Here is a 25,639-nt window from a genome sequence, read left to right on the forward strand (position 1 = left end):
TTAATCGATTTCCAGTTGATATTCTTTTTCGAAGTATTCCAATACCTGAATCTTCAAGAGTTTTTCCTGTTCCAATAAATCAAAATGCGGAAGTTCCCGAATTAGTTTCCAATGAGGCCATCCCTCTTGATCCACATATTCCAATTCATAATATCCTGCATAGCTCAATACTTTGCAGATGGCGATATGCATGAGGTCCTGTTTTTCTTCTTTGGAGAAATGCTTGGCTCCCATTCCGAGTTCCTGGACCCCAATGAGAAATAAAACCCCGTTGAGATCCTTCGGCTTTTTACCTATCGCTTCTTCTAGCCCAAGTAGAAGTTTCCCCCACTTTTTCTCCAGATCCAGATCTCTTTTGAACATGCTTATTTATTGATTTTCAAGTACTTCCCAAAATTCAACAGCTCTTCTTAAGTGTGGAATAACGATCGATCCACCAATCAAAGTAGCAATGGAAAACACCTCAAATATTTCTTTTCGAATTACTCCTGCTTTATAGCACTGTTCCAAATGATATTTGACACAGTCATCACATCGCAGGACCATGGAACAAGCCAAACCGATCATTTCTTTGCTCTTGACATCCAATGCACCTTCACTGTATGCATTGGTATCCAAGTTGAAGAATCGTTTGATCACCTTATTGTCCTCCGCCAAAATCTTCTCGTTCATTTTGGCTCGGTAATCGTTGAATTCCTCCAATAAACCCATTAAATTAACGTATTAGTGTTGATTAATCTGCAAATATACAGCATTCCTGTATGACCCGTGAACAACAGCGCTTTAAAGCAAAGCGGTTCTTATTTTTCAAAGATTTTTTAGATCTGATTTTTCCTCAAAACTGTATGTATTGTGGCAGGAGTCTCTTTGATTGGGAATTTTGTCTCTGTAATCCCTGTAAAAATAAATTGCCTGTTGCCAGCTATCACCTTCGGCCCACAGACAATGATTTGACCCAAAAACTTCAAGGGCTTTGTCCAGTTTCCAGGTGTATTTCTTATTTGAAATTTTCTAGAAAGGGAATGAGTCAAAGTCTTTTGCATCAATTAAAATACCGGAATAAGCCTCAAATTGGGCATTTTTTGGGTTCTTCCTTCGGCAAAATTCTTCTCAAACAGCCTTATCATAAAGAATGGGATATGATTGTGCCTGTTCCACTTCATGCCCAAAAGCAACAGCGAAGAGGCTATAATCAGACCGAAGAATTTGCCAAAGGCTTAAGTGAATCGTTACAGATTCCCGTAGAAAATATTTTGCTTCGGAATAAATGGACGGATACCCAAACCAATAAATCCAGAATGGAGCGAATAGAAAATGTCTCGGGCGTTTTCGATCTTCGACCCAATTCAAATATCTATCAAAGACGAATCCTTTTGGTAGATGATGTCATGACCACGGGCGCGACACTTTCCGCTTGTGCCAATATTCTATGGAAGAATGGTTCAAAAACAGTAGATTTGGCTACAATCGCCGCTGGTGGAGGAGTCTAACATCTTATGACTGATATTGAATTTCTAAAATACCCCATTGGGAGATTTTCCATGCCGGAAAATCCAAACCTTCAAGAAGCAATAGCTCAAATCAAAAAGCTTCCTGAATACATCCAATCCGCTGTTTCTAATCTTTCTGAAGATCAACTCGATACTCCCTATCGACCGGGGGGCTGGACTGTAAGACAATTAGTCCATCATTTAGCAGATAGCCATATGAATGCTTTTATCCGATTCAAATTGGCTTTAACTGAAGAAAACCCCACGATCAAACCCTATGATGAGGCTGCTTGGGCCAAACTTCCCGATAGTCAATTAGAGATCGCTTCCTCAATTTCAATACTATCTAGTGTACATTATAAATGGGTTGTATTATTGGATAAAATGGATGATCAGGATTTCTCTAGAACGTATTTTCATCCTGGAAGCGGTCAGACACAAAGCCTTTTCGAAGTCACACATATGTATGCTTGGCATGGTCAGCACCATTTAGCTCATATTCAGCACTTAGCACTTCGAGAAAATTGGTAAAAGCCTAAATAACTATGAATATTTCCCTAAAAGGTCAACGGATATTGGTTACAGGTGCTTCCCGTGGAATTGGAAGAGCAATAGCCAGACAACTTTCCGAATCAGGAGCAGAAGTCATCATTCACTTCAATTCCAACCAAAAAGAAGCCGAAAACCTACAAAAGCAACTGAAAAACCCAGCTCATTTGGAATCCTGCAATTTGGCAGATTCCGATCAGGTAGTTGGTTTTATTCCTAAGATTGTCAAAAAATACGGTCCTTTAACTGGATTGGTAAATAATGCCGGTATTTCCCCTTCGGCCCCAGATAATCTTTCAACCAAAAAATGGCTTGAAATCTGGGAAAAAACCATGGCAGTTAATGCTACTGCAGTTGGGATTTTGTGTAAGGAATTTGTTGATCAGGCTAAAAAGCAACAAGAAGGAAGAATCGTGACTATTTCTTCCCGAGCGGCTTTTCGAGGTGATACCACGGATTATTTGGCCTATGCCGCTTCTAAAGGGGCTTTGGTAAGCTTGACTCGTTCCATTGCCCGTCATTATGGAAAACAAGGAATCAAAGCATTTTTGATAGCTCCCGGATTCACGCGAACCGATATGGCCAATCAAATTTTATCGGAATATGGAGAAGAGTTTGCCTTGAATGATATTGCTTTGAATCAATTGACTCAGCCTGAGGATATTGCTCCTATGGTAACCTTGCTTTGCTCCGGACTTGCTGACCATGCAACAGGAACATCCATAGATATCAATGCAGGTTCATACGTTCGATAGTATTTGCTATGGATAAAGAGGAATTTCGAAAATATGCCCACCAATTGGTGGATTGGATGGCAGATTATCTGGAGGAAAAGGAGAATTATCGGGTAACTCCTACAACAAAGCCGAGAGAAATATTTAAGCAGTTGCCATCTGAGGCACCCGAAGATTCAGAATCATTCGAAGCTATTTTTCAGGATTTTAAGGAAATTATTCTTCCGGGAATGACTCATTGGCAGCATCCATCTTTTTTTGCCTATTTCCCTGCTAACAATTCCGAGCCTTCTATTTTGGCAGAAATGCTCATGTCTACACTTGGAGCACAATGTATGTCATGGTTAACCTCTCCGGCAGCTACCGAGCTCGAAGAACGGGTTTGCGATTGGCTTCGGGGTGCTAAGGGAATAGATCCGTCTTGGAAAGGGGTCATTCATGATACAGCAAGTACTGCTACCTTGAGCGCAATTTTGTCGGCAAGAGAGCGAAAATCTACGTGGTTGATCAATGAAGAGGGCTTTGGTGGGAAGGAAAATTTCCGAATTTATTCTTCGGAGCACGTTCATTCTTCTATTGACAAGGCCGTTCGAATCGCCGGAATAGGAGTAAAAAACTTGGTTCGAATTCCAGTGGATGAAAATTTTGCCATGATTCCAAGTTTATTGGAAGAGGCTATCCAAAAAGATCTCGAAAAAGGTTTTACTCCGCTTTGTGTTGTTTCTGCTTTGGGAACAACCTCCAGTACTGCGATAGATCCGATAGGTGAAATTACCAAAATCACCAAAAAATATGGCCTATGGCATCATATTGATGCGGCTTATGCAGGAACGGCTTTGCTCCTTCCTGAATTTCAATCTCTGATTGAAGGACATGAGGATGCAGACTCTTACGTATTCAATCCTCATAAATGGATGTTCACCAATTTTGATTGTACGGTCTTGTTCCTGAAAAACCCGCAGGATTTGATTAAAACATTCTCTCTTACTCCCGAATATTTAAGAACTCAACTCGATCGGGAGGTCAATAACTATAGGGATTGGGGAATTCAATTGGGAAGAAGATTTCGGGCCTTAAAACTGTGGTTTGTAATTCGAAGCTATGGCCTGAAAGGAATTCGTCAAAAACTAAGATATCATATCCAACTCGCCCAAAAAGCCAAATATTGGATTGAGTCCGAATTAGGATTGGAAATATTAGCACCCGTTCCTTTCAACACCATCTGTTTTCGTCACCATGATCCCAAGCATACTTTGGAGGAGGAGAATACATTCAATGAAAAATGGATGAATGCATTGAATGCTACCGGAAAAGTATTTTTCACTCATACCAAATTGGAAGGAAAATATGTCATTCGATGGGTGATCGGACAGACTGATGTGGAAGAAAAACATATCCAAGCCGCATGGGTTTTACTGATGGAAACTCGAAAAAAATTACTTCAAGAAGATTGACTTAAATGCCAACCAAAGATCCGGTTTTAACACCCGAGCTGATCAAGATCTTAAAGATTTTTGGGGCTGCTTCGGTCCTTTTGGTTATTTTCTTTTCTTTTTTTGATTCTTACAGAGCGAACAATTCAGGTGAAGACAAGACTTTTCGGATGACTTCTTCCTCTCGATTGTTTTTTCTGAATCTAAAAGCCATTGATTATCAACGGGAAATACGAAAGGATGCAGGAATGACTTTGTATCGGCATGCCGGATTTTCTTTTGATTCGGAAGACCCTACTGCATTTTTGGTTCTAATCCTTAATACCCCGAAAGATGAATGTTATCTCTATCTAGAGCCGCATAAGGTAGATTGGCCTTTGAATATTTTGGCAGTTTGGGCTGAGAATCAACGGGAGCTGAACTTTCAAAATGGGAATAAATTCGAGCATTTCAGACAAGTTCAGGAGCTTTATGATTTGATTCAAAAAGAGGCAGACTTTTACTTAATTGTCTCAGATCAAAAAATTCCATTGTGGCAATCTGAATCTGAAAAAGAAGCGCTCAAATTCACATTCGAAGATTATTTTAGGATTTTAGATAAGAAGTAAGAAAATATGTCGAACCCTCAGTTAGAATTTTTTAAATCTCAAATCGGGAAAGTCCTGGATCATGGGCCATCTGGAGCAGGAAATTGGCTAGCGGGCACCTTACTTGAAGTCGAAGTTGGTTACGCGAAAGTCTCTTTTCATATTCGTCCTGATATGTGTAATCCAGCCCAGATTCTCCATGGAGGAGTTGCTTCCTTGATGATGGATGATGTGATTGGAATGGCAAATTTCATCACGGAATCCGAATTTTTGATGACAAGTATCAATTTGAATGTGGACTTCTTGTCCTCGGCTAGTCTGGGAGAAAAAGTAGAAGTGACAGCCAAACTGGTACGGACAGGAGCAAACCTAAATCATTGGGAATCCGTAATACGAAAAGAATCGGGCAAAATCGTCGCAAAAGCCAGTTCGAATATGATTAAAACCCACAAAAGACTTAAGGAATTAGGGTTTTAATGTTTTTCGCCATTTAATTTTATAAAATGAAAAAAACCCTATTTTTAGTCCTTTTTGGGCTATTTTCTTTACCAGCACTATCACAAGTCACCGTCTCTTACCACCAAAGCAACCTTCCTTTTGTAGGAGTGAATAAGCAATTCGGGGAGCGATTTATTCCGGAATTTCGAATTGGTACGGATGATTTTCTGAGTAGCCTCGACTTAGAACTTGTGGCAAATGTCCTAATAACCAAAAAGGAAAGCTTCGAGTTTTACGGAGGATTTGGTGGACATGTAGGGGATATTGATGGATTAGTAATTCCTCTTGGAATAAATATCTATCCCTTTTCCAAAAAGGATTTTGGTTTTCATATGGAACTTGCACCCATATTCGGCGATTGGAATTTACTTCGTGGTTCTTTTGGTATTCGATACCGGTTTTTGAACGATTAGAGTTGCTCAAGTTTCACCATAAAATCCCAAAGTGTAATTCCCATCGAAACGGCGATATTCAAGGAGTGCTTGGTTCCCAATTGTGGGATTTCCAATACATAATCACAAGCCTTTAATACCTGCTCTTCTACTCCAAATACCTCGTTTCCAAAAACTAGGGCATATTTACCCGTTTTTTCTGGCTGGAACTCATGGAGAAAAATGGATTGATCAACCTGCTCCAAACCACAAATTTTATATCCTTCTATTTTTAGTTTTTCTAAGGCGTCAACGGTCGTTTCAGCGTATTCCCATTCCACTGATTCTGTGGCACCTAAGGCTGTCTTTTGAATATCCCGATGTGGAGGTGTTCCCGTAATACCGCAGAGGTAGATTTTCTCAATTCGAAAAGCATCTCCAGTTCGAAAAGCAGAACCCACATTGTTTAAACTTCTCACATTATCCAACACCAAGCATATGGGTGATTTTTCCTTTTCTTTAAACTCCTCGACAGAAAGTCGTTCGAGTTCTTCCATGCTTAATTTCTTCATCTTTTTTGAACTACCTTGCTTATGGATTAATTTCAGCTTTTATTCAATCCCCAAAATTAACAGAATTCACTAGCAGGCATGAGTAAGTCCAAAGATGGCAAGGAAACTCCTTTAATGAAGCAGTATAATGCAATCAAAGCCAAACACCCTGGCGCTTTATTGCTTTTTCGGGTGGGGGACTTTTATGAGACCTTTGGCGAAGATGCGGTTATTGCAAGCAAAGTTCTTGACATCGTGCTTACAAAAAGGGCAAATGGAGCTGCTTCTCATGTAGAATTGGCGGGATTTCCACATCATGCCTTAGATAATTACTTGCCAAAGTTGGTTCGAGCCGGTAATCGCGTGGCGATTTGTGATCAATTGGAAGACCCAAAATCTGTTAAGGGAATTGTAAAACGGGGAGTTACGGAATTGGTTACCCCAGGACTTTCTTACAATGACCAAGTTCTCGATACCCGAAAAAACAACTATTTGGCTTCCATCTATTTCGGAAAAGAAAGGCATGGAATCGCGTTTTTGGATGTGTCTACAGGGGAATTCATGTGTGCTGAAGGAAGTGCGTCTTATGTAGAAAAGCTTCTTCAAAGCTTTTCCCCTTCCGAAATCATCTATTCAAAAGCTGCTAAGCAAAAGGCTTCCGAAGTTATTAAAAACGATTTCATCACTTTTCATTGTGAGGATTGGGTATATCAGTACGACTTTGCCTATGAAAAGCTGAAAAATCATTTCGGAACGGCTAATCTGAAAGGTTTCGGCGTTGAAGATCTCGAACTGGGAACGGTGGCAGCAGGGGCCATTCTCTATTATTTGGAAGAAACCGAGCATAAGGAAGTACAGCATATTTCTTCCATTTCACGCATTGCGGAAGAGAAATACGTGTGGTTGGATAAGTTCACTATTCGAAATCTAGAGTTGGTTTTTCCTCAGCATGAAGGAGGAGTTCCTTTGATTCAAATTTTGGATCAGACGGTCACTCCTATGGGTTCCCGAATGATGAAAAAGTGGATAGTTCTTCCATTGAAAGAAAAAGGACCGATCGAGGAGCGACAAAATGTAGTTGACTTTTTCTTTGAGAACTCTTCTTTGATTGATGAGATGCTTTCTCATTTACGATTGATCGGGGATTTGGAGCGGTTGATCTCTAAGGTAGTGGTTGGAAGAGCCAATCCTCGTGAAATGAATCAGATAAAAAGGGCTTTGAAAGCTACCTTACCCATCAAGGATTTGCTGAAAAAACAAAATAATCCTACGCTTAAGCGATTGGCTGATCAGATTCATCCTTGTGAATTTCTTTTGGAAAAAATCGAAAAAGAACTTCAGGAAGATGCGCCAATGCTTGTCCATCAAGGAGGGGTCATCAAGGAAGGCGTAGATCAGGAATTGGATGAATATCGATCCTTGGCCAGCAAAGGCAAGGATTTTCTTGTTCAGATTCAGCAACGGGAAGTCCAGAAAACCGGAATTAGCTCCCTGAAAATTGCCTATAACAAGGTATTCGGATATTATCTCGAAGTTACCCATGCCCATAAGGACAAGGTGCCGCAGGAATGGATCCGAAAGCAGACATTGGTAAATGCCGAGCGATACATCACACCGGAACTGAAAGAATACGAGGAAAAAATTCTAAACGCTGAGGAGCGGATGATTGCTTTGGAGCAGAAGTTTTTCGCGGCCTTGGTGGAGGAAGCGGCTCAGTATGTGACGCAAATCCAACAGAATGCCCGGGTAATTGGTACCTTGGACGCACTTTTGTCCTTTGCTCAGGTGGCCCTTTCCAATCGTTATGTCAAACCCAAAATTGTGGAAACCGATAGCTTAGAAATCAAAGATGGGCGTCATCCAGTGATCGAAAAGCAATTGCCGCCAGGGGAAGATTATATCCCCAATGATATCTACTTAGACCATGACAGTCAGCAAATTCTAGTTATTACAGGTCCAAATATGGCTGGTAAATCCGCCCTTTTGCGACAGACAGCTTTGATTGTCTTGATGGCTCAGATGGGAAGTTTCGTGCCGGCGTCTTTTGCAAGGATAGGAATAATTGACAAGGTCTTTACTCGGGTAGGAGCTTCTGATAATTTGTCCAAAGGAGAGTCTACTTTTATGGTGGAAATGACCGAAACGGCCAGTATCTTGAATAATCTTTCAGATCGAAGCTTGGTTCTCATGGACGAAATCGGTAGAGGAACATCTACCTATGATGGGATTTCAATTGCTTGGTCTATTGTAGAATACCTACACAATCATCCAAGTTTCAAGGCAAAGACCTTGTTCGCCACTCATTATCATGAGTTGAACCAACTCACGGAGGACTTTCCAAGGATTAAAAACTTTAATGTTTCTGTAAAGGAAGTCGGGAACAAAGTAATTTTTATGCGAAAATTGAAACCTGGTGGCAGTGAACACAGTTTTGGAATTCACGTAGCGCAAATGGCAGGTATGCCCAACCCGATTGTTTTGCGGGCATCAGAAATTATGAGTCATTTGGAAAAGGACAAGGCTATGCAAAAAGGCAAAGAGCAACTAAAGTCTGTTCCAAAAAATAACTATCAACTCAGTCTTTTCGAAATGGATCCGAAATTCAAGGATGCAAAGGACCTTCTTGATCAAATTGATATCAATACCATTTCACCAATTGAGGCCCTTTTGAAGCTTCATGAAGTAAAAAAGAAACTCGATTAATTAATTTAGATAATTGCTATATTAATCCAATTAAACACCAGCAAGGTATATGGATAAGGTATTTCTAAAAGACCTTAAAAAACAGGATAAATACACAAAATTTTTTCAGGAATGGGCAGAACAGGAGTTTAAGACCCATCCTGACGAGAAAAAGCTGATTGAAAATTTAGAATCACTCAGCCAGAGCATTGGAATTCGGGAAGGTTTGGTGATTGCCTGTTTTGATTATCGAAACCTCAACTTGGCATTTTTTACTGGAGAAGTAGAAAAAATAACAGGATATCCAGAATCGATTTTTCGGAAAAAAGGAATGGAGGCTTCGTTTGCAATGCTTCATCCGGATGACCGGGAAGAGATGTTCAAATTTCAAAAGATTGTATTTGAAAACTTCCATCAACTTACTTTAGCTGAGCGACATACCTTTGAGTTTTCATACACTACACGTTGGGTGCATCGCACTACACAAGAAATAAAATGGGTAATGGCCAAGGTTCGTCCCTATTTAATCGATGCGGCGGGCAATTTTGCCATGGACCTGCATATTATTTTTGAACTACATACCCCTCCAAAAGTTAAAAGCTACGATTGGACCTATTCCTACATTCAGGATGACGGAACTCGGGTTTTGGTGACGAAAAACTCTCCAAATAACAAAGAGGTAAAGCTTACCAAGAAAGAAAAAGAAGTCATCCAATTGATTTTGAATGGGAATTCTTCCAAAATGATCGCAGAGGAATTGAACATATCTGCCAATACAGTAGCGACACATCGTAAGAATATTCTTCGAAAATTAGGTGCAAAAAACATGGGTGAGATGGTGAAAATCCTTGCCTCCTACGATTTTTAGATAGCTGATTTTCAATCAGACAGAAAAATTGAAAAAAATTTCCTGATTGAAATATTGTAAAAATCCGAAGTAGCCCTACCTTTGCATCCACAAACGGCTCGATTGGATGAATCGGGTAAGAAATAAGCGAGAGTAGCTCAGTTGGTAGAGCACAACCTTGCCAAGGTTGGGGTCGCGAGTTCGAATCTCGTCTCTCGCTCTGATCAAGCCCTTGAAAAAGGGCTTTGTTGTTTCAAGCCATAAGTAGCTAAGGACTCCTTAGTGAAGCCGGGATGGTGGAATTGGTAGACACGCAAGACTTAAAATCTTGTGTCCGTTTGGACGTGCGGGTTCAAGTCCCGCTCCTGGTACAGAAGCCTCGTGGAAACACGGGGCTTTTTGTATTTAAAAATGCTCCAATTAGGAGCTTTTGAAGTTTTTGGCGGGTGGAAATTATTTTTCAATAATTCTCCCCCTAGGACTAGGTGTAGTTTGCAACTACACCTTTATATTCTGACAAATTTGTAATTTGCTGCTATCGTTAATCTTGGTTTTATGGGAGAAGCCTATCAGATAAGAGATCAAGAGCTGCCTTATTTTTTGACTTTTCAGGTTGTAGGTTGGGCTGATGTATTTACCAGAAAAGTATACAGGGATTTTATTCTGGAAAACCTGACTTATTCTAGAAAAGAAAAAGGCTTGTATCTGTATGGTTATGTGATTATGAGCAATCACCTTCATTTAGTTGTTCAGCAAAAGGATGGAAAATTATCGGATTGGGTACGAGATTTTAAAAAGTTCACCAGCAAAAATTTATTGAAGATGATTTTGGATAATCCACAGGAAAGTAGGCGAGAATGGATGAAGATGATATTTGAGTACCATGCATCCTTTAATAAGCGATTAGGCAATTTGCAATTTTGGACCCATGACAATCATGCGATAGAATTGCATCGGCCTGACATGATTGAGAGTAGGATGAAGTACATTCATCAGAATCCTGTAAGGGCAGGCTGGGTTGAAAACCCGGAAGAATATTTATATTCAAGCGCACGGAATTATGCCGGTTTGAATGGCCTGATTGAAGTGGATTATTGGTGAGTCTGGCAAGTTATACCAATTGAAAATTGGTACGGATACGGGGGTGTAGTTTCAAACTACACACAGTCACCACGGTGTTTCGACTACACCTAGAGGGAGCTTTTTGTATTAAAAAAAGCTCCGAGAAGGAGCTTAAGATTTTTAGGTTCTCAGAAATTATTTTTCAAGAATTCCTTTCAGATCAGCCGGAGAATAGTTGACAGATTTTAAGGTTTTGTGATCACCTTCCCGAAAGACTAGATACAAATCGCCTTCTTTTTCATAGAAACAAGGAGTGCCTTTGGCTTCGTAATGTGCTACTGTGGCTTTGGCTTCTTCTTCAGTTTTGCAGGCTTTGCTCATATTAGAGCGTTGTACTTCATCGAAAAGGGCTTTGAATTTTTCTCCTAAGCCAAATTCTAGAATCGCACCGGACAAGACATACTGCAAATCACAAAGTGCATCAGCGATTTCTACCAAATCCTTATTCTCAATCGCTTCCTCCAATTCTCTCAGTTCTTCTGCCAAAAGAGAAACACGAAGATTACACCGTGTATCGGAGGGAATGGTTGGCTCCTTTAATACAGGATGTTTAAATGTCTCATGAAACAAAGCAACAGAAGTAAGGGATTTTGGATCTTGCATGGAATTAGTGTTCTTTTTCGAAAATCGAATTAAACAAAAAAGACCGGAAACTCCGGCCTTTTTTAAGTCGAAATATCTTTTGGTTTACATGGAGGCCGCAGCAAATCGCTCAGCTACCATTTTCCAGTTGACAATATTCCAAAATGCAGAAACATAGTCTGCCCGACGATTTTGATAATGTAGGTAGTATGCATGCTCCCATACATCAAGACCCAAAAGCGGAATCCCTTTAAAATCGGAAATATCCATCAGTGGATTATCTTGGTTGGGTGTAGAGCCCACCGCTAATTTTTTGTCATTTCCAACAACTAGCCAAGCCCAGCCGGATCCGAATCGGGTTTTGGCTGCAGTTTCAAATTGCTCGGCAAATGCTTCAAAACTTCCAAAAGAATCATTGATGGCATCAGCTAGTGCACCTTCAGGTCTTTCAGCTGCATCCGGAGTCATCACTTTCCAAAACAATTCATGGTTGTAATGACCGCCACCATTGTTTCGCATTTTGGTGGAGTAGTTCGAGATATTAGCCAATACATCCTCCAAAGGCTTATTCGTATCTACATTTTCCTCACCAATTGCTGCTTCCAGGTTTCTGGCATAGCCTGCAGCATGTTTGGTGTAGTGAATTTCCATCGTCATAGCATCGATGTGTGGTTCCAATGCAGCAAAGTCAAAGCTTAATGGAGATTGGGTAAAACTTGTCGCCAAAACGGCCTGAGAATCACCTTTTGCTTCACCGGAGCAAGCACTTAAAATGGCTGTTCCGCCTAGACTCAAAGCCAGACCCGCTTTACTGCTATTTGCCAAAAATGCTCTTCGTGATAAGTTGAAATTTAGATTTTCCATAAGGAATAGATTTCTTGGTTGATCATGCAATTGAGTTGCTGAAATTAAGGATTATCTGTCGAAATTAGAATCCGAATCGGACATATAGTCTGAAACTGTGACAAGTTGTTAAAGTTTATTAGTCTATGACTCTCTTGGAGAAGTTTTTGAACCACAGGGAAAAGAATCAAAAAAGAATGAAAATTCAGTTTTATAAATATCAGGGAACAGGAAATGATTTTGTCATGATCGATGATCGGGAAGAAAAACTCGATCTGACAGATATTTCTTGGGTCAAGCAGCTTTGTGACCGCAAATTCGGAATCGGTTCGGATGGGTTGATTGTGATAAGAAACCATCCCTATTTTGATTTTGAAATGGTCTATTACAATGCTGACGGAAGCCAAAGTATGTGTGGAAATGGTGCCCGTTGTGCAGTTGCTTTTGCGGGATTCCTCGGCATAGTTAAAAATGAGACACATTTTTTAGCAATAGACGGTGCCCACGATGCAGTTCTCAAGGAAGATGTGGTGGAGTTAAAAATGGGAAATGTAGATGGAATCGAAGCGAAAGGCACAGATTGTTTTGTCAATACGGGCTCTCCGCATCATATTCGATTTGTATCCGAAATAGAAAATTATCCCGTTTTTAAAGAAGGGGAAAAGGTCCGATATGACGCAGATTATGCTCCTTCAGGCACCAATGTAAACTTTGTAAAAGCGATTTCTAACGAGGAAATTTTTGTTCGTACCTACGAGCGGGGAGTTGAAAATGAAACGCTTTCCTGTGGAACGGGTGTAACTGCAGCTGCTTTGGCATTTGCTCAGGAAAGGCAATCCGGAGAGGTTAAAATCCAAACCCTTGGCGGAAACTTATCCGTTCGATTTCAAAAAAGCCCAAAAGGAGGCTTTGATAATATTTGGTTGATTGGTCCCGCCGAACAGGTTTTTCAGGGAGAAATCAAAATTTAATGCTTGATTTAATGCTCTTGTGGCCAAGAAGAGACAATTATCAATTCTAATAAAAAGGGCTTAATTTTAGGCCCGCAATTAGCATAAGAAAAGAGAGATGTTAGATATTATTGCAAAAGGAATAGCAAAAGTTTTCGGCACTAAGTCCGATCGAGATATAAAGGAATTACTTCCGAGAGTTAAGGAGATAAATCAGATTTTTGACGGTCTTGCCAAGCTGAGTGATGAAGAACTTCGGGCTCAGACTTCGGAGATTAAATCCAAGGTTAATGAATATCTAAAGGAATTCGATGCAAAAATTGATTCTCTTCGTGCCGAGGTAGAATCATTGCCTGCGGATGCGATTCACCAAAAGGATCAAATTTTCTCCCAAATCGAGGAAATTGAAAAGAATCGGGATAAGGCGCTTGAAGAAATTCTTGACCAAGTAATGCCTCAGGCTTTTGCAGTGGTAAAAGAAACTGCCCGAAGATTCAAAGAAAACGGAAAATTGGTGGTGAATGCCAATTTGCGTGATAGGGAACTTGCTGCTGTCAAGCCCAATGTTGAAATCGACGGAGAGCTGGCCATTTGGCACAATCGATGGGAGGCAGCCGGCACAGAGGTAGTTTGGGATATGGTCCACTACGATGTGCAGTTGATCGGTGGTATGGTTTTGCATCAGGGAAAAATTGCTGAGATGGCGACTGGTGAGGGTAAGACCTTGGTTTCCACACTTCCAGCTTATCTGAATGCACTAGCCGGACGGGGTGTTCATGTCGTAACGGTCAATGATTACTTGGCAAAGCGTGACTCCGAATGGAACGCGCCACTTTTTGAATTCCATGGCCTTTCCGTGGATTGTATCGATAAGTACCAGCCTAATTCGCAAGGAAGGAAAAAAGCCTATCAGTGTGATATCGTATATGGCACCAACAATGAGTTTGGCTTTGATTATCTACGAGATAATATGGCGAGAGATGCTTCTGACTTAGTTCAGGGTAAGCATCACTTTGCCATGGTTGATGAGGTTGACTCCGTATTGATTGATGATGCTAGAACGCCATTGATCATTTCAGGACCTGTACCTCGGGGAGACGTGCATGAGTTCGACCAAATGAAACCTCGTGTTGCTACCCTTGTAGATGAGCAGCGAAAATTGATTCAAGGATTTTTGACCACTGCTAAGCGGCAAATTTCTGAAGGAAATGAAAAAGATGGTGGTTTGGCGCTTTTCAGAGCCTATCGGGGAATGCCTAAATACAAGCCATTGATTAAATATTTATCTGAACCAGGCATTCGAGTAATCTTGCAAAAAACAGAGAATTTTTATCTGCAGGATAATAAGCGAAATATGCCGGAAGCAGATGAGCCACTACTTTTCACCATTGATGAAAAGAGTAATGTCGTCGACCTTACCGACCGAGGTATTGAAACATTGACAGCTAAAAATGAAGATCCGAATTTCTTTATCCTTCCAGATATCGGTATGGTAATCGCCGAATTGGAAAAAGATGAGTCTGTTGAGGATAAGGAGAAACTGATCCGAAAAGAGGAGGTCATCAAAGATTATAGCGTCAAAGCCCAGCGAATCCACACAGTCAATCAGCTTTTGAAGGCATACTGTATGTTTGAGCGGGATACCGAATACATCATTGTAGATGGAAAGGTTAAGATCGTGGACGAACAGACCGGTCGTGTCATGGAAGGCCGCCGTTATTCAGATGGATTGCATCAAGCGATTGAGGCGAAGGAAAATGTCAAGGTGGAGGATGCTACCCAGACTTATGCGACCATTACGCTACAGAATTATTTCCGAATGTACCACAAGCTTGCAGGTATGACCGGTACTGCGGAAACGGAAGCAGGTGAATTTTGGGAAATCTACAAGTTGGATGTGGTAGTTATTCCTACCAACAGACCAATCCAACGTCAGGATAAAGAGGACAAAGTTTATAAAACCGTCCGCGAGAAGTTCAATGCGGTAGTGGATGAAATTAACGAGTTGGTAGCACAAGGCAGACCTGTCTTGGTAGGTACTACTTCAGTTGAAATCTCCGAGGTATTGAGCCGAATGCTGACCTTGAAGAAAATTCCTCACCAGGTATTGAACGCCAAGCAACATGCCCGTGAAGCGGAAGTTGTAGCGGAAGCTGGAAAACCTGGTACCGTTACGATTGCTACTAACATGGCAGGTCGAGGTACGGATATCAAGTTGACTCCAGAGTCAAGAGCAGCCGGTGGTTTGGCAATTATTGGTACAGAGCGCCATGAATCCCGTCGTGTGGATCGTCAGCTTCGAGGACGTTCCGGTCGTCAAGGAGATGTGGGTTCATCCCAGTTCTTTGTTTCCTTGGAAGATTCCTTGATGCGATTGTTTGGTTCGGACCGCATCGCCAAATTGATGGACCGAATGGGCTTGGAAGAAGGAGAGGTGATTCAGCACAGCATGATCACTAAGTCTATTGAACGTGCTCAAAAGAAAGTAGAAGAAAATAACTTCGGAACTCGAAAGCGCCTTCTCGAATACGATGATGTCATGAACTCCCAGCGGGAGGTGGTTTATCGCCGTCGAAGAAATGCCCTGAAAGGTGAGCGATTGGAGTTGGATATTCTGAACATCATGTATGATGTGGCCGAAAGTATCATTGATATGGCCAAGTCTACCGATGATGCAGAAAACCTCCGGATGAATATTTTCACCTCTCTAGGATTGGATTATCAGATTTCTGAGAATGATTTAAAATCCAAAGATGCAGGGAAGTTAACCCAAGAGTTGTACGAGGCAGCATTCAAAAATTATCAAGAGAAAAATCAGCGAATCATTCAGACAGCCTTGCCTGTACTTCAGCGAGTTCAGGATGAGCGAGGCGCTACAGTGAAGGATATTATGGTGCCAATTTCTGATGGCATCAAACAAATCGGCGTTGTTGTTAATTTGGAGAAAATGCTTTCCTCTGAAGGACATGAACTGATTCGGTCTTTGGAGAAAAGTGTCACCTTGGCTATTATCGACCAAAACTGGAAGGAGCACCTTCGGGATATGGACGATTTGAAGCAGTCTGTTCAGAATGCAGTCTATGAGCAAAAGGATCCACTTTTGATCTACAAATTCGAAGCCTTCGAAATGTTCAAGCGCTTTATCGGCAAATTGAATGAAGATATGATTTCCTTCTTGACCAGAGCGGAATTGCCAAAACAAGATCCTGCTCAGGTTCAGCAAGCACAGACTCAACGAGCTCCCGAACCTAAAGTTCAGGCATCAAAGGCTGAAGCAGGAAGTACCTTAAATCCAGGTGCCAATCGGGCGGCCGCCGCAGCTGCGACAGCAGGAAGACCTGCACCGCAAGTTGTTGCTCCTCGAAAATCTGATAAATCCTACGGGAGAAATGATCGAATTTCTGTTCAGTATAATGACGGAACCACCAAAAAGGACGTCAAATTCAAAAGTGTTGAGCAAGATATTCAGGAAGGTAAGTGTGTAATCATTGATTAATTAGCCATGCGGAATAGCTGGGTTTTCGGTATTGTTATTCTTTTTTTCTCCTGCAAAACAGGTCAGAGTGTTGTTAGTGGCCCTGAAAGTTTTGCAGGTTACCAAGAAGATTTGACTTCAAGTTTGCCGGATTACCCAGATTATCAGCAGCAATTGGAGAGCCTTCCCCCAATACAGCCTGAGGAATCTGCCCGAGCAATTGATTCTCAATTGGAGGCATTAGCCCGAGTTCAGTATGAAAAAAACACCTCTGAGCCTTACTTTAATGGTTTTCGAGTTTTAGTGTATTCAGGGCTAAATCGGGATGAAGCTTTCAAAACTCAGGAAGAACTTGCGGAGGCCTTTCCGGAAATAAGTGCTGAAATGCAATATGAGCAACCTCGTTATTTGCTTAAAGTAGGGAGATATGGTTACAAGGTAGAGGCCTTGAAAGTACTCTATGAAATCAAAACCATTTTCCCATCCGCAAGAATAATCAGAGACCGAATTCAGCGCAAAGATTTTACCCTACCAAGCCAAATAGACAATGCTGAAGGAGAAAATTAAATCCCTTGCTAGCGCATATAAAGAAGAGGTTATCGCCAATCGGCGGCATCTTCACGCCAACCCTGAGCTTTCCTATAAAGAGTTTCAAACCGCAAAATTCGTCAAAGAAAAGCTAGAAGAAATTGGTATTCAGCAACTTGAATCCAAAGCACAGACGGGTTGGACAGCCCTAATTGAAGGAAAAAATCCATCCAAAAAAATCATCGCCCTTCGGGCAGATATGGATGCCCTTCCCATTGTGGAGGCAAACGAAGTTCCCTACAAATCCCAAAATCCAGGAGTGATGCATGCTTGTGGACACGATGCCCATACGGCATCCTTATTGGGAGCTGCCAAGATTTTGCACGAGGTGAGAGATCAATTTGAGGGAACCATCAAGCTTTTATTTCAGCCCGGAGAGGAGGTTGCCCCAGGAGGAGCTTCCTTTATGATTCGTGATGGTGCTTTGGAAAATCCAAGACCATCTGGAATTATCGGGCAACATGTGATGCCCTTTATTCCTGCTGGTAAGGTAGGATTCCGTCAGGGAATTTATATGGCAAGTGCCGATGAACTATACCTGACTGTAAAGGGAAAAGGCGGACATGGTGCGATGCCGGAGACTCTTATCGATCCAGTTTTGATTGCTTCGCACTTGATCGTTGCTCTTCAGCAGGTAGTCAGCCGAGCGGCAAGTCCAAAAATCCCTTCGGTGCTTTCCTTTGGTCGGGTAGAAGCTTTAGGAGCGACCAATGTGATTCCCAATGAGGTGAAAATCCAGGGAACCTTCCGCACGCTAAATGAAGAATGGAGAGCAGCGGCTCATCAAAAAATGCTTCAAATTGCGCATGCCTTGGTAGAAGGAATGGGAGGAAAATTGGATTTCGAGATTCGAAAAGGCTATCCTTTCCTACAAAATGATCCTGAATTGACCGCCAGAGCGACAAATGCTGCCAAAGAGTATCTTGGTGAGGAAAATGTGATCGACTTGGATATTTGGATGGCTGCAGAGGATTTTGCTTACTACTCACAGGAAATTAGCGGATGTTTTTACCGATTAGGAACTCGAAACGAAGCAAAAGGAATTATTTCTGGCGTGCATACACCAACCTTTGACATAGAAGAAGATGCACTGGAAATCGGTGCAGGATTGATGGCTTGGTTGGCCGTTGCAGAATTACAAAAACCTTAATATCCTATTAATTTTCCAATAGTATTTCTCCCCTATTTTCGTATTCCAATAATGAATTTATGAAAGTATTTAAACTGTTTACGCTTGCACTATTTCTAATGCTTTTTACCTCTCAAGCCTTTGCTTGGGGGCAATTGGGGCATTACTTGATCGGCTATATGGCCGAGCGGCAGATGAAGAGCTCCGTGGCAAAAAAAGTGGAGAAAGTGCTTTATCCCATGTCCTTAGGAAGGAGTGGAACTTGGATGGATGAAATTCGCTCCGATCGAGCGTATGATTACGCGACTACTTGGCATTATTTGACCAGTAAAAACGGTGAATACGACCCTAACATTCAGGAAAAGACCGGAGATGCTTATGAAGCTATCATCCGTTTGAAAAATGAATTGAAAGCGGGGGGACTATCTGCCGAAGAGGAAGCTGAAAAACTGAAAATGCTCATCCACATGGTGGAAGATATCCATCAGCCATTGCATGTGGGTACGGGTGAAGATCGTGGAGGAAATGATGTGAAGATTGAGTTTTTTGGACAGCCAACTAATTTGCATGCGCTTTGGGACAGCGGAATGATTGATCGACAGGGAATGAGCTATACAGAAATGGGGAATGAACTTTTTCGAAGAATTACTCCTGAGCTTCAGCAAAAATATAGGTCTGCAACCATGCAAGATTGGTTGAAGGAAGCGGTAGATCTTCGTGGAGCTGTTTATGATTTACCAGAAAACCGTCGGATTAGCTATGCCTATATGTATCACAATTTCAAAATTGCCGAAGAGCGGATGATTGCAGCAAGCGTGCGGTTAGCACAGATTTTGGAAGAGATTTACGGGTAGAAAATTTTGAAAATCAAGGAAATGGCCTTGGGAGATTTTGCTCTCAAGGCCATTTTTTTATATTTATCGTACTGATTTATATTTCGTGATTTCGGTATGCACAAACTACTCTTTGTTGCCTTCTTTTTTATTTTCAGTGTTTTTTCATCCTTCTCCCAAGAATTGGAGGAAGAGTTTCTATCAGCATTAGATAATAGGGATTCTACCGCTATCCTTTTTGAAGAACTTGAGACTAGACTCGAGACAAAGGTTGATTCGGGAATGTACTTCTATTATCTGGCAAGGTTTCAAAACATAGAAAACAATCCTCGCCAAGCGGTAGAAACTCTACTCAAAAGCCTTCCTTTTTTTTCGTCGAAAGAAAGTTCAAGTTACCTGATTTCCGCATACAACAACTTAACTTATTTAGAGTCTATTTTGGGAAATTGGGAAAAGGCAATGCTCTATGGTCAGACAGCTTACGAAAAGGCATTGGCGGTCAATGATTCTAATCGGATGGGCTATTCCTTGGCGGATTTGGGAATAGTGTACCATGATATGGAACAATATGAGAAAGGAGTAGAGTATGCCAAGAGAGGATACCAAATCCTTTCAGGAAGTCCAAATTCTGACACTCGAACCAAATCCTTTGCGCTTAATGCAATTGCGATCAACTTTGATGATTGGGACAAACCAGACTCCGCTCTTTTTTACCACTATAAAAACTTAGAATTACTTTCGGAATTAGATAGCTCGGCGTTTACTAATACCTACAACAACATTGGGAACACACTTCTCAAGCAAGGCCGATATGCAGAGGCCAAAAAATGGGTCGAAATTTCTCTCAAATACAACTATCGAAGTATGGATAGTTACAAATTGGCTACCAATTATACCAATCTGGCAACCATTGCATACAATTTAGATCGATACAATGAAGCTGAGGAAATGATGGATTCAGCTTATCATTATGTTCAATTGAGTGATTCAAGGGAAAAGCTTCGGGATTACCTTTATGATCAATTTCGATTTCAAAAAAAGAAAGGAGACTTGATGCTTTCTCTAGATTACCTGGAGCAATATGCAGCATTAAAAGACACTATTTTTAAAGAAGACCGTGTAAGAATGATGGGTGAATTGGAAACCCGATATGAGGTTTCTGAAAAGGAAAGACAACTTGCTGAATCCAGAGCTCAATTAGCCGAAAATGAACTTTTGGTAAAGAATAGAAATAATCAATTACTGCTTTTACTCATCGTTTTATTGATCAGTTTGGGTCTTGGGTTTTTTATTTATTACAGACAAAAAAATAAAAACTGGCACCTTGAACAAGAGGCGAAGCTTCAAAAGATTTTTGCGGAACAGCAGACCCAAAAGCGCCTTCAGGAACAAAGGCAGCGGATTTCCTCAGACCTTCACGATAATATCGGCGCTCAACTCACCTTTATCATTTCAAGCCTGAATAACTTAAAGTTTTTGGATTTGCCCAAAGATATTTTGGGGAAAAAGCTAGATCAGATTTCAGAATTTACCACCGAAACGATCAATGAACTAAGGGATACCATTTGGGCGATGAATAAAGACAGCATTACCTTGGATGACCTTCAAGGAAGGTTGGCAGGTTTGCTGGAAAAGGCCAAAAATGCCTGTCCCGCCATTGATTTCACTTTGGAATTGGGAGAAAATTTGGATGAAAATTTTCAATTGAATTCATTAGAAGGAATCAATTATTATCGAATTGCTCAAGAAGCAATTCAAAACGCCATCAAGCATGCTGAAGCAAGTAAAATTAAAGTTTCTCTCTTCCCCGAAAATAGTCACCTTTCCCTCTTAGTGGAGGACAATGGAAAAGGTATCACCGGTAGTAGAAAAAACGGAAATGGATTGGGAAATATGGAAGTGCGTGCCGATCGAATAGGGCGAAAAATACAGATTGAATCCAAAATGGGACAAGGAACCCGCGTTCATGTTTTTTAAAGAAAATACCTATGGCTATCAAAATTGCAATTGCTGAGGATAACTCATTTTTACTTAAAGCAGTAATGGAGAAGATATCCTTCTATCCTGATTTGGAAGTAAAATTTCATGCCTTTAACGGGGAAGAGTTGTTGAAAAAGCTGGAAGAGGATTCCAATATCCAATTGGTTTTAATGGATATTGAGATGCCCAAAATGGATGGGATAGCGGCAGTTTCCCAAGTCACGCAACGTTATCCACAAATCAAGACCATTATGCTGACCGTCTTTGACAACGACGAGCATATTTTCAAAGCCATTCAAGCGGGTGCAAGTGGATATTTCCTTAAGGAAGTTTCTCCACCGGAATTATATCAAGGAATATTGGATACTTTGGATGGTGGTGCTGCTATGACCCCAAGTATTGCATTGAAAACTCTCAAGCTTCTGCGAAATCCCCCACAGTTTGAAGAGCCAAAAGAGGATATTTCTTTAACGAAGCGTGAAATTGAAATTTTGGAGCAAACGGCCAAGGGCCTGAGTTACAATCAAATTGGAGAAAACCTTTTCATTTCTCCTAAAACCGTTCGGAAGCACATTGAAAACATCTACAGTAAGCTCCAGGTTCACAACAAAATGGAGGCAGTACAAAAGGCGGTGAAAAACCGAATTATTGAAGGTTGATTACAAATTTCGAATTCTCCATTCTTTGGGATAATAATTATTGATTCGATTACCCAAATTTTTCACCCATCCGATCGGTAAGTTTTGGAAAGTCAATAAGACCCATCCAGATTCTTTCAGATTCAGTTCTTGATCATTTTTCCTCAAAAATTCTAAGGCCTCCTCTAAAGAAATTTCTTGTGTGGAAAACCCTTTTTTTGGCAAAATCGAAACTGCCCAATCATGGGAAGGGATCCATTCGGTTTTTTGCTTTTTACCTATTTCTGTTCCAAAATAGCGGATATTTAAGCTGTGGATAACTTGCTCTAAATGAGTTTTCCACATTTCCGGAAATCGAAAATAAGAGTCATTCAATAAGTAATATTGGCTGTTTTCAAACCCCAACTCTTCATCTAAAGACAAGCAGGTCTTTTCATCCACCAGTTTTAAAAATTGATGCTTAAAGTCTTTTTTCTTTTTCGGCTCCATGCTAAAGGCATCTTCGGGCCGCTTCAACACCGAAATGAAAAAGCCTTCTCCTTCTACCCGATGCGGATAAAATCGGTATCCAAAAAATGTCCCCTCTTCTGTTTGTACTGTTGATTCTTCTATTTGCCAATCTGGGTTCAACTCAATTCGTACCGACTCATAAGCAAACTCTGAAGTCAAAAACCGAATCATCTCCTCATTTTCCTGCTCATTAAAGGTACAAGTGCTGTAAATCAGATAACCGCCTCCTTTTACCAATCCTCCAGCTTGATCTAAAATCCGCTGTTGCCTACCTGCACAAAGCCGGACATGATCCGGACTCCATTCTTTTCGTGCTTCCAGGTCCTTTCGAAACATCCCCTCACCCGAACAAGGAGCATCAATCAATACCAAATCAAAAAAGCCTTCCAAATCCTGAAAATGAGCAGGGTCATTCTGAGTGACAATGGAATTCCCCAATCCCCATTTGATCAAATTTTCTTTTAGTATCTGATTTCGGCTTTGGATGACTTCATTAGCAACTAATAATCCATCCTGACTAAGGTAAGTCGAAAGCAGCGTGGATTTCCCTCCAGGTGCAGCCGCCAAATCCAGAAAAATTCCTTTAGGTACTTGAAGCTGACGAAGCACCTCTGAAATAAACACGGAGGATGCCTCCTGTACATAGTAAGCTCCAGCATGAAAAAGTGGATCAAGGGTAAAAGCCGGTCTTTTTTCCAAAGAAAACCCATGCTGAGACCAAGCAATTTCCTTCCCCTCGAAAGGACAATTTTCAATCTTGAAGGGGTTTAGACGAATCGTTGTAGGAGAATCTTCGCTAAGAGCTAGCTCAAACTGTTGATAATCCACCTTTCCTAGTTGATGGATCATTCGTTTTTGAAATTCCGGATGAATGTTGACCTCGCTCATAGCCTCAAAGATTCGAAAGTTTAAAATTGGGGCTTTTTTCTGAAATGGCTGTTTTCTATCCTTTTGTAAATTCCTAACTTCCTCCGAATCAATTGCTTGTTATGGAAATTATTTTCAAAATTCTGATTGGAGTCATTGCAATTCTTCATCTCTTCTTTTTTTGGATGGAAAGTATAGTATGGACCACTTTTGGAAGAAAAATTTTTGGTGGGAAAAAGGAGTTTTTTGAAAGCACGAAGTCTTTGGCTGCCAATCAAGGCCTTTACAATGGGTTTTTGGCAGCTGGTCTGATTTGGTCGCTTTTGACAAAAAACCCAACGGTTTCAAATTCGGTTTCAATCTTTTTTCTTGCCTGTGTGGCTATTGCAGGAATTTTTGGTGCAGTTACCGTCAGTAAAAAGATTTTTTGGATCCAAGCTTTTCCTGCTATTTTGGCTTTAATCCTATTTCTTGTGAAGTAAAGCAAAAGCTAATCGAATTATGAAACTATATAAAACATCTCAGGGAACACTTTTATGTGATTCAGATCAAAATTATTTAGGCCCGGAATACGACTGGGATCAGTTACTGGGAAGAGAAAACTTGAGTGATTATTTAAAATCTGAAATCAAGTCTTGGGAAAAAATTACTCCCGGCCGAGCTCGTGAAATTCAAGAATCTGGATTATTAGCTCCTATGGGCAATCAGGAAATCTGGGCCGCTGGCGTAACGTATTACCGGAGCCGAACAGCTCGAATGGAAGAATCCAAGGATGCCGGTGGAGCAGATTTTTATGATAAAGTTTATGCAGCAGATCGCCCTGAGTTATTTTTTAAGGCTACAGCATACCGAGTTTCTAATCCTGGAGGGATAGTAAATATTCGCAAAGATTCCACCTGGGATGTTCCTGAGCCCGAACTGACTCTTCTTATTTCTCCTTCTGGCAAAATTCAGGGATTTACCGTAGGCAATGATATGAGTAGCCGAAGTATTGAGGGAGAAAATCCTCTCTATTTGCCTCAAGCGAAGGTTTATCAAGGCTGTGCTTCCATCGGCCCTTGCATTTTAATTCAGGATGATCTAGATAATTCAACTTCCATTGAATTGGCTATTGAACGAGAGGGTAAAATAAGCGCAAGCGGAAAAACAGATTTGACACAATTAAAACGTAAACCACAGGAATTAGCCGATTGGTTGTTCCGGGCAAACAGTTTTCCTATCGGGTGTTTTTTGATGACAGGAACGGGAATCGTCCCTGATGATTTTACACTTCAAGCAGGAGATCAGGTAAAGATTACTATTGCCGGTATTGGAACTTTATCAAATTCTGTAGGTGAAATTTAAAATTGGAGTAGCGAATTCTATTGATCTTTCGTTCAAAGACTATGAATCAATTTTCTCCCATGAAAAAAACAATAAGCTTCCTCATTATTCTTTTTGCCTTCATTTCGTGCCAAGACGAAACCGAACCGCTAGACCCGATTTTTAATCGGGATTGGGTTTTTTCTGGATATCAGAGTAGTTCAGTTCCCAATCCAACATTTTATCCCATTACGGACTCCCTTTATACTTATCGATTCAAATCCAATGGAGACTTTACCAAGTTTATAGGAAATTATGAATTGAAGGGTAGCTTTCAGATAATTGAAGATCAAATTAATCAAAGGGAGTATTTGACTTTGGAATATGATGAGCAATCCTATCAATTGCATCGGGATGCAAATGGTTTTGGTTTGATTCATTCCTGTGAAGCTGGTTCAGAAACCTTATTTTTCGAAGATCCCGAGACCCTAATCGGCTCTTGGAGCGCCTGTGATGGACCGGTTTTATTTTTCATTAGAAAATAAACTGAATACTAAAAGCTGTTTCATGGAATGAAGCAGCTTTTTTAATTTGCCGCATGACTGAGTTTTTCCAGAAAAAAATAAAGCTGCCGGCCTTTCCAGGAGGTTACCACTTAATTACCGATTTGATTGAAGAGGCAATTCCCGAAATGAGGCAAATTCAAACGGGGTTTTTGCAGGTATTTATTCAACATACTTCTGCCGCTTTGACCATCAATGAAAACGCGGATCCTACTGTCAGAAAAGACTTCCAAACCTTTGTAAATGAGTTGATTCCGGAGAATTATCCACGCTTTATCCACACGTATGAAGGGCCGGATGATATGCCTGCGCACATTAAAGCCAGTTTTTTTGATTCCAATCTTCAAATTCCTATTTCCGGTGGAAAACTTGCCTTAGGTATTTGGCAGGGTGTTTATTTGTGTGAATTTAGACGACATGCTTCCGCTAGAAGCTTGATTTTGACCGCTTTCGGGACTGTTAAAAAATGAAATAATACCATTCATAAAATTGTCCACTCTATCGGCTAGTACAAA

General features: G+C 40.9%; 27 protein-coding genes and 2 tRNA genes. 23 read left to right on the forward strand and 6 right to left on the reverse strand.

Annotation, left to right across the window (positions count from 1 at the left end; all coding sequences use genetic code 11):
* Both E4S40_RS05665 and E4S40_RS05670 read right to left on the reverse strand, forming a co-directional pair.
* Positions 1-363, reverse strand: coding sequence for a hypothetical protein (locus E4S40_RS05665; protein WP_135072069.1), 363 nt, complete (start codon positions 361-363; stop codon positions 1-3).
* A 6-nt stretch (positions 364-369) separates the two neighbouring features.
* The gene (locus E4S40_RS05670; RefSeq protein WP_135072071.1) at positions 370-711 is read right to left on the reverse strand and encodes a carboxymuconolactone decarboxylase family protein; all 342 of its coding nucleotides are present in this window, start codon (positions 709-711) and stop codon (positions 370-372) included.
* Positions 712-1,022: 311 nt separating this feature from the next.
* On the opposite strand from E4S40_RS05670, the gene E4S40_RS17295 reads away from it, so the two are divergent.
* From E4S40_RS17295 to E4S40_RS05705, 7 genes are read left to right on the forward strand one after another with little or no spacing between them, the layout of a single operon-like run.
* A complete protein-coding gene (locus E4S40_RS17295; protein ID WP_317129214.1) occupies positions 1,023-1,490 on the forward strand; it encodes a ComF family protein in 468 nt (155 codons plus the stop codon).
* Positions 1,491-1,496: 6 nt separating this feature from the next.
* Positions 1,497-2,021, forward strand: a complete 525-nt coding sequence (locus tag E4S40_RS05680; RefSeq protein WP_135072075.1) for a YfiT family bacillithiol transferase — start codon at positions 1,497-1,499, stop codon at positions 2,019-2,021.
* A 14-nt stretch (positions 2,022-2,035) separates the two neighbouring features.
* On the forward strand, positions 2,036-2,794 hold the full coding sequence (locus E4S40_RS05685) for an SDR family NAD(P)-dependent oxidoreductase (RefSeq protein WP_135072077.1): 759 nt from the start codon (positions 2,036-2,038) through the stop codon (positions 2,792-2,794).
* Between the two features lie 8 nt (positions 2,795-2,802).
* On the forward strand, positions 2,803-4,227 hold the full coding sequence (locus E4S40_RS05690) for a pyridoxal phosphate-dependent decarboxylase family protein (protein ID WP_135072079.1): 1,425 nt from the start codon (positions 2,803-2,805) through the stop codon (positions 4,225-4,227).
* A gap of 5 nt (positions 4,228-4,232) precedes the next feature.
* A complete protein-coding gene (locus tag E4S40_RS05695; protein ID WP_135072081.1) occupies positions 4,233-4,814 on the forward strand; it encodes a hypothetical protein in 582 nt (193 codons plus the stop codon).
* Between the two features lie 6 nt (positions 4,815-4,820).
* Positions 4,821-5,270 (forward strand): PaaI family thioesterase, encoded by a 450-nt coding sequence (locus tag E4S40_RS05700; protein ID WP_135072083.1) that lies wholly within the window; start codon positions 4,821-4,823, stop codon positions 5,268-5,270.
* Between the two features lie 26 nt (positions 5,271-5,296).
* Entirely contained in the window at positions 5,297-5,704 is a 408-nt protein-coding gene (locus E4S40_RS05705; RefSeq protein WP_135072085.1) for a hypothetical protein, read from the forward strand.
* On the opposite strand, the gene E4S40_RS05710 is transcribed toward E4S40_RS05705, so the two are convergent.
* The gene (locus E4S40_RS05710) at positions 5,701-6,234 is read right to left on the reverse strand and encodes an RNA methyltransferase (protein WP_135072087.1); all 534 of its coding nucleotides are present in this window, start codon (positions 6,232-6,234) and stop codon (positions 5,701-5,703) included. The genes E4S40_RS05705 and E4S40_RS05710 overlap by 4 nt on opposite strands.
* Positions 6,235-6,312: 78 nt before the next feature.
* Between E4S40_RS05710 and mutS the strand changes: the two genes are divergently transcribed.
* The 5 genes from mutS to E4S40_RS05735 all read left to right on the forward strand — a co-directional run bounded on the left by mutS (position 6,313) and on the right by E4S40_RS05735 (position 10,843).
* Positions 6,313-8,916: a DNA mismatch repair protein MutS gene (gene mutS / locus E4S40_RS05715; protein WP_135072089.1), complete on the forward strand. Its 2,604-nt coding sequence runs from the start codon at positions 6,313-6,315 to the stop codon at positions 8,914-8,916.
* Positions 8,917-8,965: 49 nt separating this feature from the next.
* Positions 8,966-9,763 (forward strand): LuxR C-terminal-related transcriptional regulator, encoded by a 798-nt coding sequence (locus E4S40_RS05720; RefSeq protein WP_135072091.1) that lies wholly within the window; start codon positions 8,966-8,968, stop codon positions 9,761-9,763.
* Between the two features lie 126 nt (positions 9,764-9,889).
* Positions 9,890-9,962, forward strand: a tRNA-Gly gene (locus tag E4S40_RS05725).
* Between the two features lie 67 nt (positions 9,963-10,029).
* A tRNA-Leu gene (locus tag E4S40_RS05730) sits at positions 10,030-10,113 on the forward strand.
* Positions 10,114-10,297: 184 nt separating this feature from the next.
* Complete coding sequence (locus E4S40_RS05735; protein ID WP_135072093.1) at positions 10,298-10,843, forward strand: REP-associated tyrosine transposase; 546 nt, start codon at positions 10,298-10,300, stop codon at positions 10,841-10,843.
* 156 nt (positions 10,844-10,999) lie between these two features.
* Here E4S40_RS05735 and E4S40_RS05740 read toward each other — a convergent pair whose 3' ends face one another.
* Both E4S40_RS05740 and E4S40_RS05745 read right to left on the reverse strand, forming a co-directional pair.
* A complete protein-coding gene (locus E4S40_RS05740) occupies positions 11,000-11,467 on the reverse strand; it encodes a pyrophosphohydrolase domain-containing protein (RefSeq protein WP_135072094.1) in 468 nt (155 codons plus the stop codon).
* 84 nt (positions 11,468-11,551) lie between these two features.
* On the reverse strand, positions 11,552-12,310 hold the full coding sequence (locus E4S40_RS05745) for a superoxide dismutase (protein WP_135072096.1): 759 nt from the start codon (positions 12,308-12,310) through the stop codon (positions 11,552-11,554).
* A gap of 176 nt (positions 12,311-12,486) precedes the next feature.
* On the opposite strand from E4S40_RS05745, the gene dapF reads away from it, so the two are divergent.
* The 7 genes from dapF to E4S40_RS05780 all read left to right on the forward strand — a co-directional run bounded on the left by dapF (position 12,487) and on the right by E4S40_RS05780 (position 21,903).
* Positions 12,487-13,260 (forward strand): diaminopimelate epimerase, encoded by a 774-nt coding sequence (gene dapF, locus E4S40_RS05750; protein ID WP_135072098.1) that lies wholly within the window; start codon positions 12,487-12,489, stop codon positions 13,258-13,260.
* Between the two features lie 97 nt (positions 13,261-13,357).
* The gene (secA, locus tag E4S40_RS05755; protein ID WP_135072100.1) at positions 13,358-16,735 is read left to right on the forward strand and encodes a preprotein translocase subunit SecA; all 3,378 of its coding nucleotides are present in this window, start codon (positions 13,358-13,360) and stop codon (positions 16,733-16,735) included.
* 6 nt (positions 16,736-16,741) lie between these two features.
* On the forward strand, positions 16,742-17,281 hold the full coding sequence (locus E4S40_RS05760; RefSeq protein WP_135072102.1) for a hypothetical protein: 540 nt from the start codon (positions 16,742-16,744) through the stop codon (positions 17,279-17,281).
* Positions 17,262-18,452 carry a M20 metallopeptidase family protein gene (locus tag E4S40_RS05765; RefSeq protein WP_135072104.1) on the forward strand — a complete coding sequence of 397 codons (1,191 nt, stop codon included), beginning with the start codon at positions 17,262-17,264 and terminating at the stop codon, positions 18,450-18,452. Before E4S40_RS05760 ends, E4S40_RS05765 begins: the two co-directional genes overlap by 20 nt.
* A gap of 59 nt (positions 18,453-18,511) precedes the next feature.
* Positions 18,512-19,285 carry a S1/P1 nuclease gene (locus E4S40_RS05770; RefSeq protein ID WP_135072106.1) on the forward strand — a complete coding sequence of 258 codons (774 nt, stop codon included), beginning with the start codon at positions 18,512-18,514 and terminating at the stop codon, positions 19,283-19,285.
* 96 nt (positions 19,286-19,381) lie between these two features.
* Positions 19,382-21,241, forward strand: a complete 1,860-nt coding sequence (locus E4S40_RS05775) for a tetratricopeptide repeat-containing sensor histidine kinase (RefSeq protein WP_135072108.1) — start codon at positions 19,382-19,384, stop codon at positions 21,239-21,241.
* A gap of 11 nt (positions 21,242-21,252) precedes the next feature.
* The gene (locus tag E4S40_RS05780; RefSeq protein WP_135072110.1) at positions 21,253-21,903 is read left to right on the forward strand and encodes a response regulator transcription factor; all 651 of its coding nucleotides are present in this window, start codon (positions 21,253-21,255) and stop codon (positions 21,901-21,903) included.
* On the opposite strand, the gene E4S40_RS05785 is transcribed toward E4S40_RS05780, so the two are convergent.
* The gene (locus tag E4S40_RS05785; RefSeq protein WP_135072112.1) at positions 21,904-23,280 is read right to left on the reverse strand and encodes a methyltransferase RsmF C-terminal domain-like protein; all 1,377 of its coding nucleotides are present in this window, start codon (positions 23,278-23,280) and stop codon (positions 21,904-21,906) included.
* A gap of 101 nt (positions 23,281-23,381) precedes the next feature.
* Between E4S40_RS05785 and E4S40_RS05790 the strand changes: the two genes are divergently transcribed.
* Genes E4S40_RS05790 through E4S40_RS05805 form a run of 4 tightly spaced genes read left to right on the forward strand, consistent with a single transcriptional unit; the run spans position 23,382 to position 25,594 of the window.
* Complete coding sequence (locus E4S40_RS05790) at positions 23,382-23,741, forward strand: DUF1304 domain-containing protein (protein ID WP_135072115.1); 360 nt, start codon at positions 23,382-23,384, stop codon at positions 23,739-23,741.
* A 19-nt stretch (positions 23,742-23,760) separates the two neighbouring features.
* Positions 23,761-24,603, forward strand: coding sequence for a fumarylacetoacetate hydrolase family protein (locus E4S40_RS05795; protein ID WP_135072117.1), 843 nt, complete (start codon positions 23,761-23,763; stop codon positions 24,601-24,603).
* A 59-nt stretch (positions 24,604-24,662) separates the two neighbouring features.
* Complete coding sequence (locus E4S40_RS05800; RefSeq protein WP_135072119.1) at positions 24,663-25,106, forward strand: hypothetical protein; 444 nt, start codon at positions 24,663-24,665, stop codon at positions 25,104-25,106.
* A 53-nt stretch (positions 25,107-25,159) separates the two neighbouring features.
* Positions 25,160-25,594, forward strand: coding sequence for a secondary thiamine-phosphate synthase enzyme YjbQ (locus tag E4S40_RS05805; protein ID WP_135072121.1), 435 nt, complete (start codon positions 25,160-25,162; stop codon positions 25,592-25,594).
* Positions 25,595-25,639: the final 45 nt, after the last annotated feature.

It is taken from the genome of Algoriphagus kandeliae (assembly GCF_004571135.1).
Classification (GTDB): Bacteria; Bacteroidota; Bacteroidia; order Cytophagales; family Cyclobacteriaceae; genus Algoriphagus; species Algoriphagus kandeliae.

Excerpts from the sequence above, each read along its gene's own strand:
- E4S40_RS05740 (WP_135072094.1), bottom strand. The coding sequence starts at position 11,467 with ATGCAAGATCCAAAATCCCTTACTTCTGTTGCTTTGTTTCATGAGACA.
- E4S40_RS05775 (WP_135072108.1), top strand. The coding sequence starts at position 19,382 with ATGCACAAACTACTCTTTGTTGCCTTCTTTTTTATTTTCAGTGTTTTT.
- E4S40_RS05690 (WP_135072079.1), top strand. The coding sequence starts at position 2,803 with ATGGATAAAGAGGAATTTCGAAAATATGCCCACCAATTGGTGGATTGG.
- E4S40_RS05765 (WP_135072104.1), top strand. The coding sequence starts at position 17,262 with ATGCTGAAGGAGAAAATTAAATCCCTTGCTAGCGCATATAAAGAAGAG.
- E4S40_RS05685 (WP_135072077.1), top strand. The coding sequence starts at position 2,036 with ATGAATATTTCCCTAAAAGGTCAACGGATATTGGTTACAGGTGCTTCC.
- E4S40_RS05780 (WP_135072110.1), top strand. The coding sequence starts at position 21,253 with ATGGCTATCAAAATTGCAATTGCTGAGGATAACTCATTTTTACTTAAA.
- E4S40_RS05770 (WP_135072106.1), top strand. The coding sequence starts at position 18,512 with ATGAAAGTATTTAAACTGTTTACGCTTGCACTATTTCTAATGCTTTTT.
- E4S40_RS05705 (WP_135072085.1), top strand. The coding sequence starts at position 5,297 with ATGAAAAAAACCCTATTTTTAGTCCTTTTTGGGCTATTTTCTTTACCA.
- E4S40_RS05805 (WP_135072121.1), top strand. The coding sequence starts at position 25,160 with ATGACTGAGTTTTTCCAGAAAAAAATAAAGCTGCCGGCCTTTCCAGGA.
- E4S40_RS05665 (WP_135072069.1), bottom strand. The coding sequence starts at position 363 with ATGTTCAAAAGAGATCTGGATCTGGAGAAAAAGTGGGGGAAACTTCTA.
- dapF (WP_135072098.1), top strand. The coding sequence starts at position 12,487 with ATGAAAATTCAGTTTTATAAATATCAGGGAACAGGAAATGATTTTGTC.
- E4S40_RS05795 (WP_135072117.1), top strand. The coding sequence starts at position 23,761 with ATGAAACTATATAAAACATCTCAGGGAACACTTTTATGTGATTCAGAT.
- mutS (WP_135072089.1), top strand. The coding sequence starts at position 6,313 with ATGAGTAAGTCCAAAGATGGCAAGGAAACTCCTTTAATGAAGCAGTAT.
- E4S40_RS05785 (WP_135072112.1), bottom strand. The coding sequence starts at position 23,280 with ATGAGCGAGGTCAACATTCATCCGGAATTTCAAAAACGAATGATCCAT.
- E4S40_RS05735 (WP_135072093.1), top strand. The coding sequence starts at position 10,298 with ATGGGAGAAGCCTATCAGATAAGAGATCAAGAGCTGCCTTATTTTTTG.
- E4S40_RS05710 (WP_135072087.1), bottom strand. The coding sequence starts at position 6,234 with ATGAAGAAATTAAGCATGGAAGAACTCGAACGACTTTCTGTCGAGGAG.
- E4S40_RS05760 (WP_135072102.1), top strand. The coding sequence starts at position 16,742 with ATGCGGAATAGCTGGGTTTTCGGTATTGTTATTCTTTTTTTCTCCTGC.
- secA (WP_135072100.1), top strand. The coding sequence starts at position 13,358 with ATGTTAGATATTATTGCAAAAGGAATAGCAAAAGTTTTCGGCACTAAG.
- E4S40_RS05695 (WP_135072081.1), top strand. The coding sequence starts at position 4,233 with ATGCCAACCAAAGATCCGGTTTTAACACCCGAGCTGATCAAGATCTTA.
- E4S40_RS05700 (WP_135072083.1), top strand. The coding sequence starts at position 4,821 with ATGTCGAACCCTCAGTTAGAATTTTTTAAATCTCAAATCGGGAAAGTC.
- E4S40_RS05800 (WP_135072119.1), top strand. The coding sequence starts at position 24,663 with ATGAAAAAAACAATAAGCTTCCTCATTATTCTTTTTGCCTTCATTTCG.
- E4S40_RS05680 (WP_135072075.1), top strand. The coding sequence starts at position 1,497 with ATGACTGATATTGAATTTCTAAAATACCCCATTGGGAGATTTTCCATG.
- E4S40_RS05790 (WP_135072115.1), top strand. The coding sequence starts at position 23,382 with ATGGAAATTATTTTCAAAATTCTGATTGGAGTCATTGCAATTCTTCAT.
- E4S40_RS05745 (WP_135072096.1), bottom strand. The coding sequence starts at position 12,310 with ATGGAAAATCTAAATTTCAACTTATCACGAAGAGCATTTTTGGCAAAT.
- E4S40_RS05670 (WP_135072071.1), bottom strand. The coding sequence starts at position 711 with ATGGGTTTATTGGAGGAATTCAACGATTACCGAGCCAAAATGAACGAG.
- E4S40_RS17295 (WP_317129214.1), top strand. The coding sequence starts at position 1,023 with ATGAGTCAAAGTCTTTTGCATCAATTAAAATACCGGAATAAGCCTCAA.
- E4S40_RS05720 (WP_135072091.1), top strand. The coding sequence starts at position 8,966 with ATGGATAAGGTATTTCTAAAAGACCTTAAAAAACAGGATAAATACACA.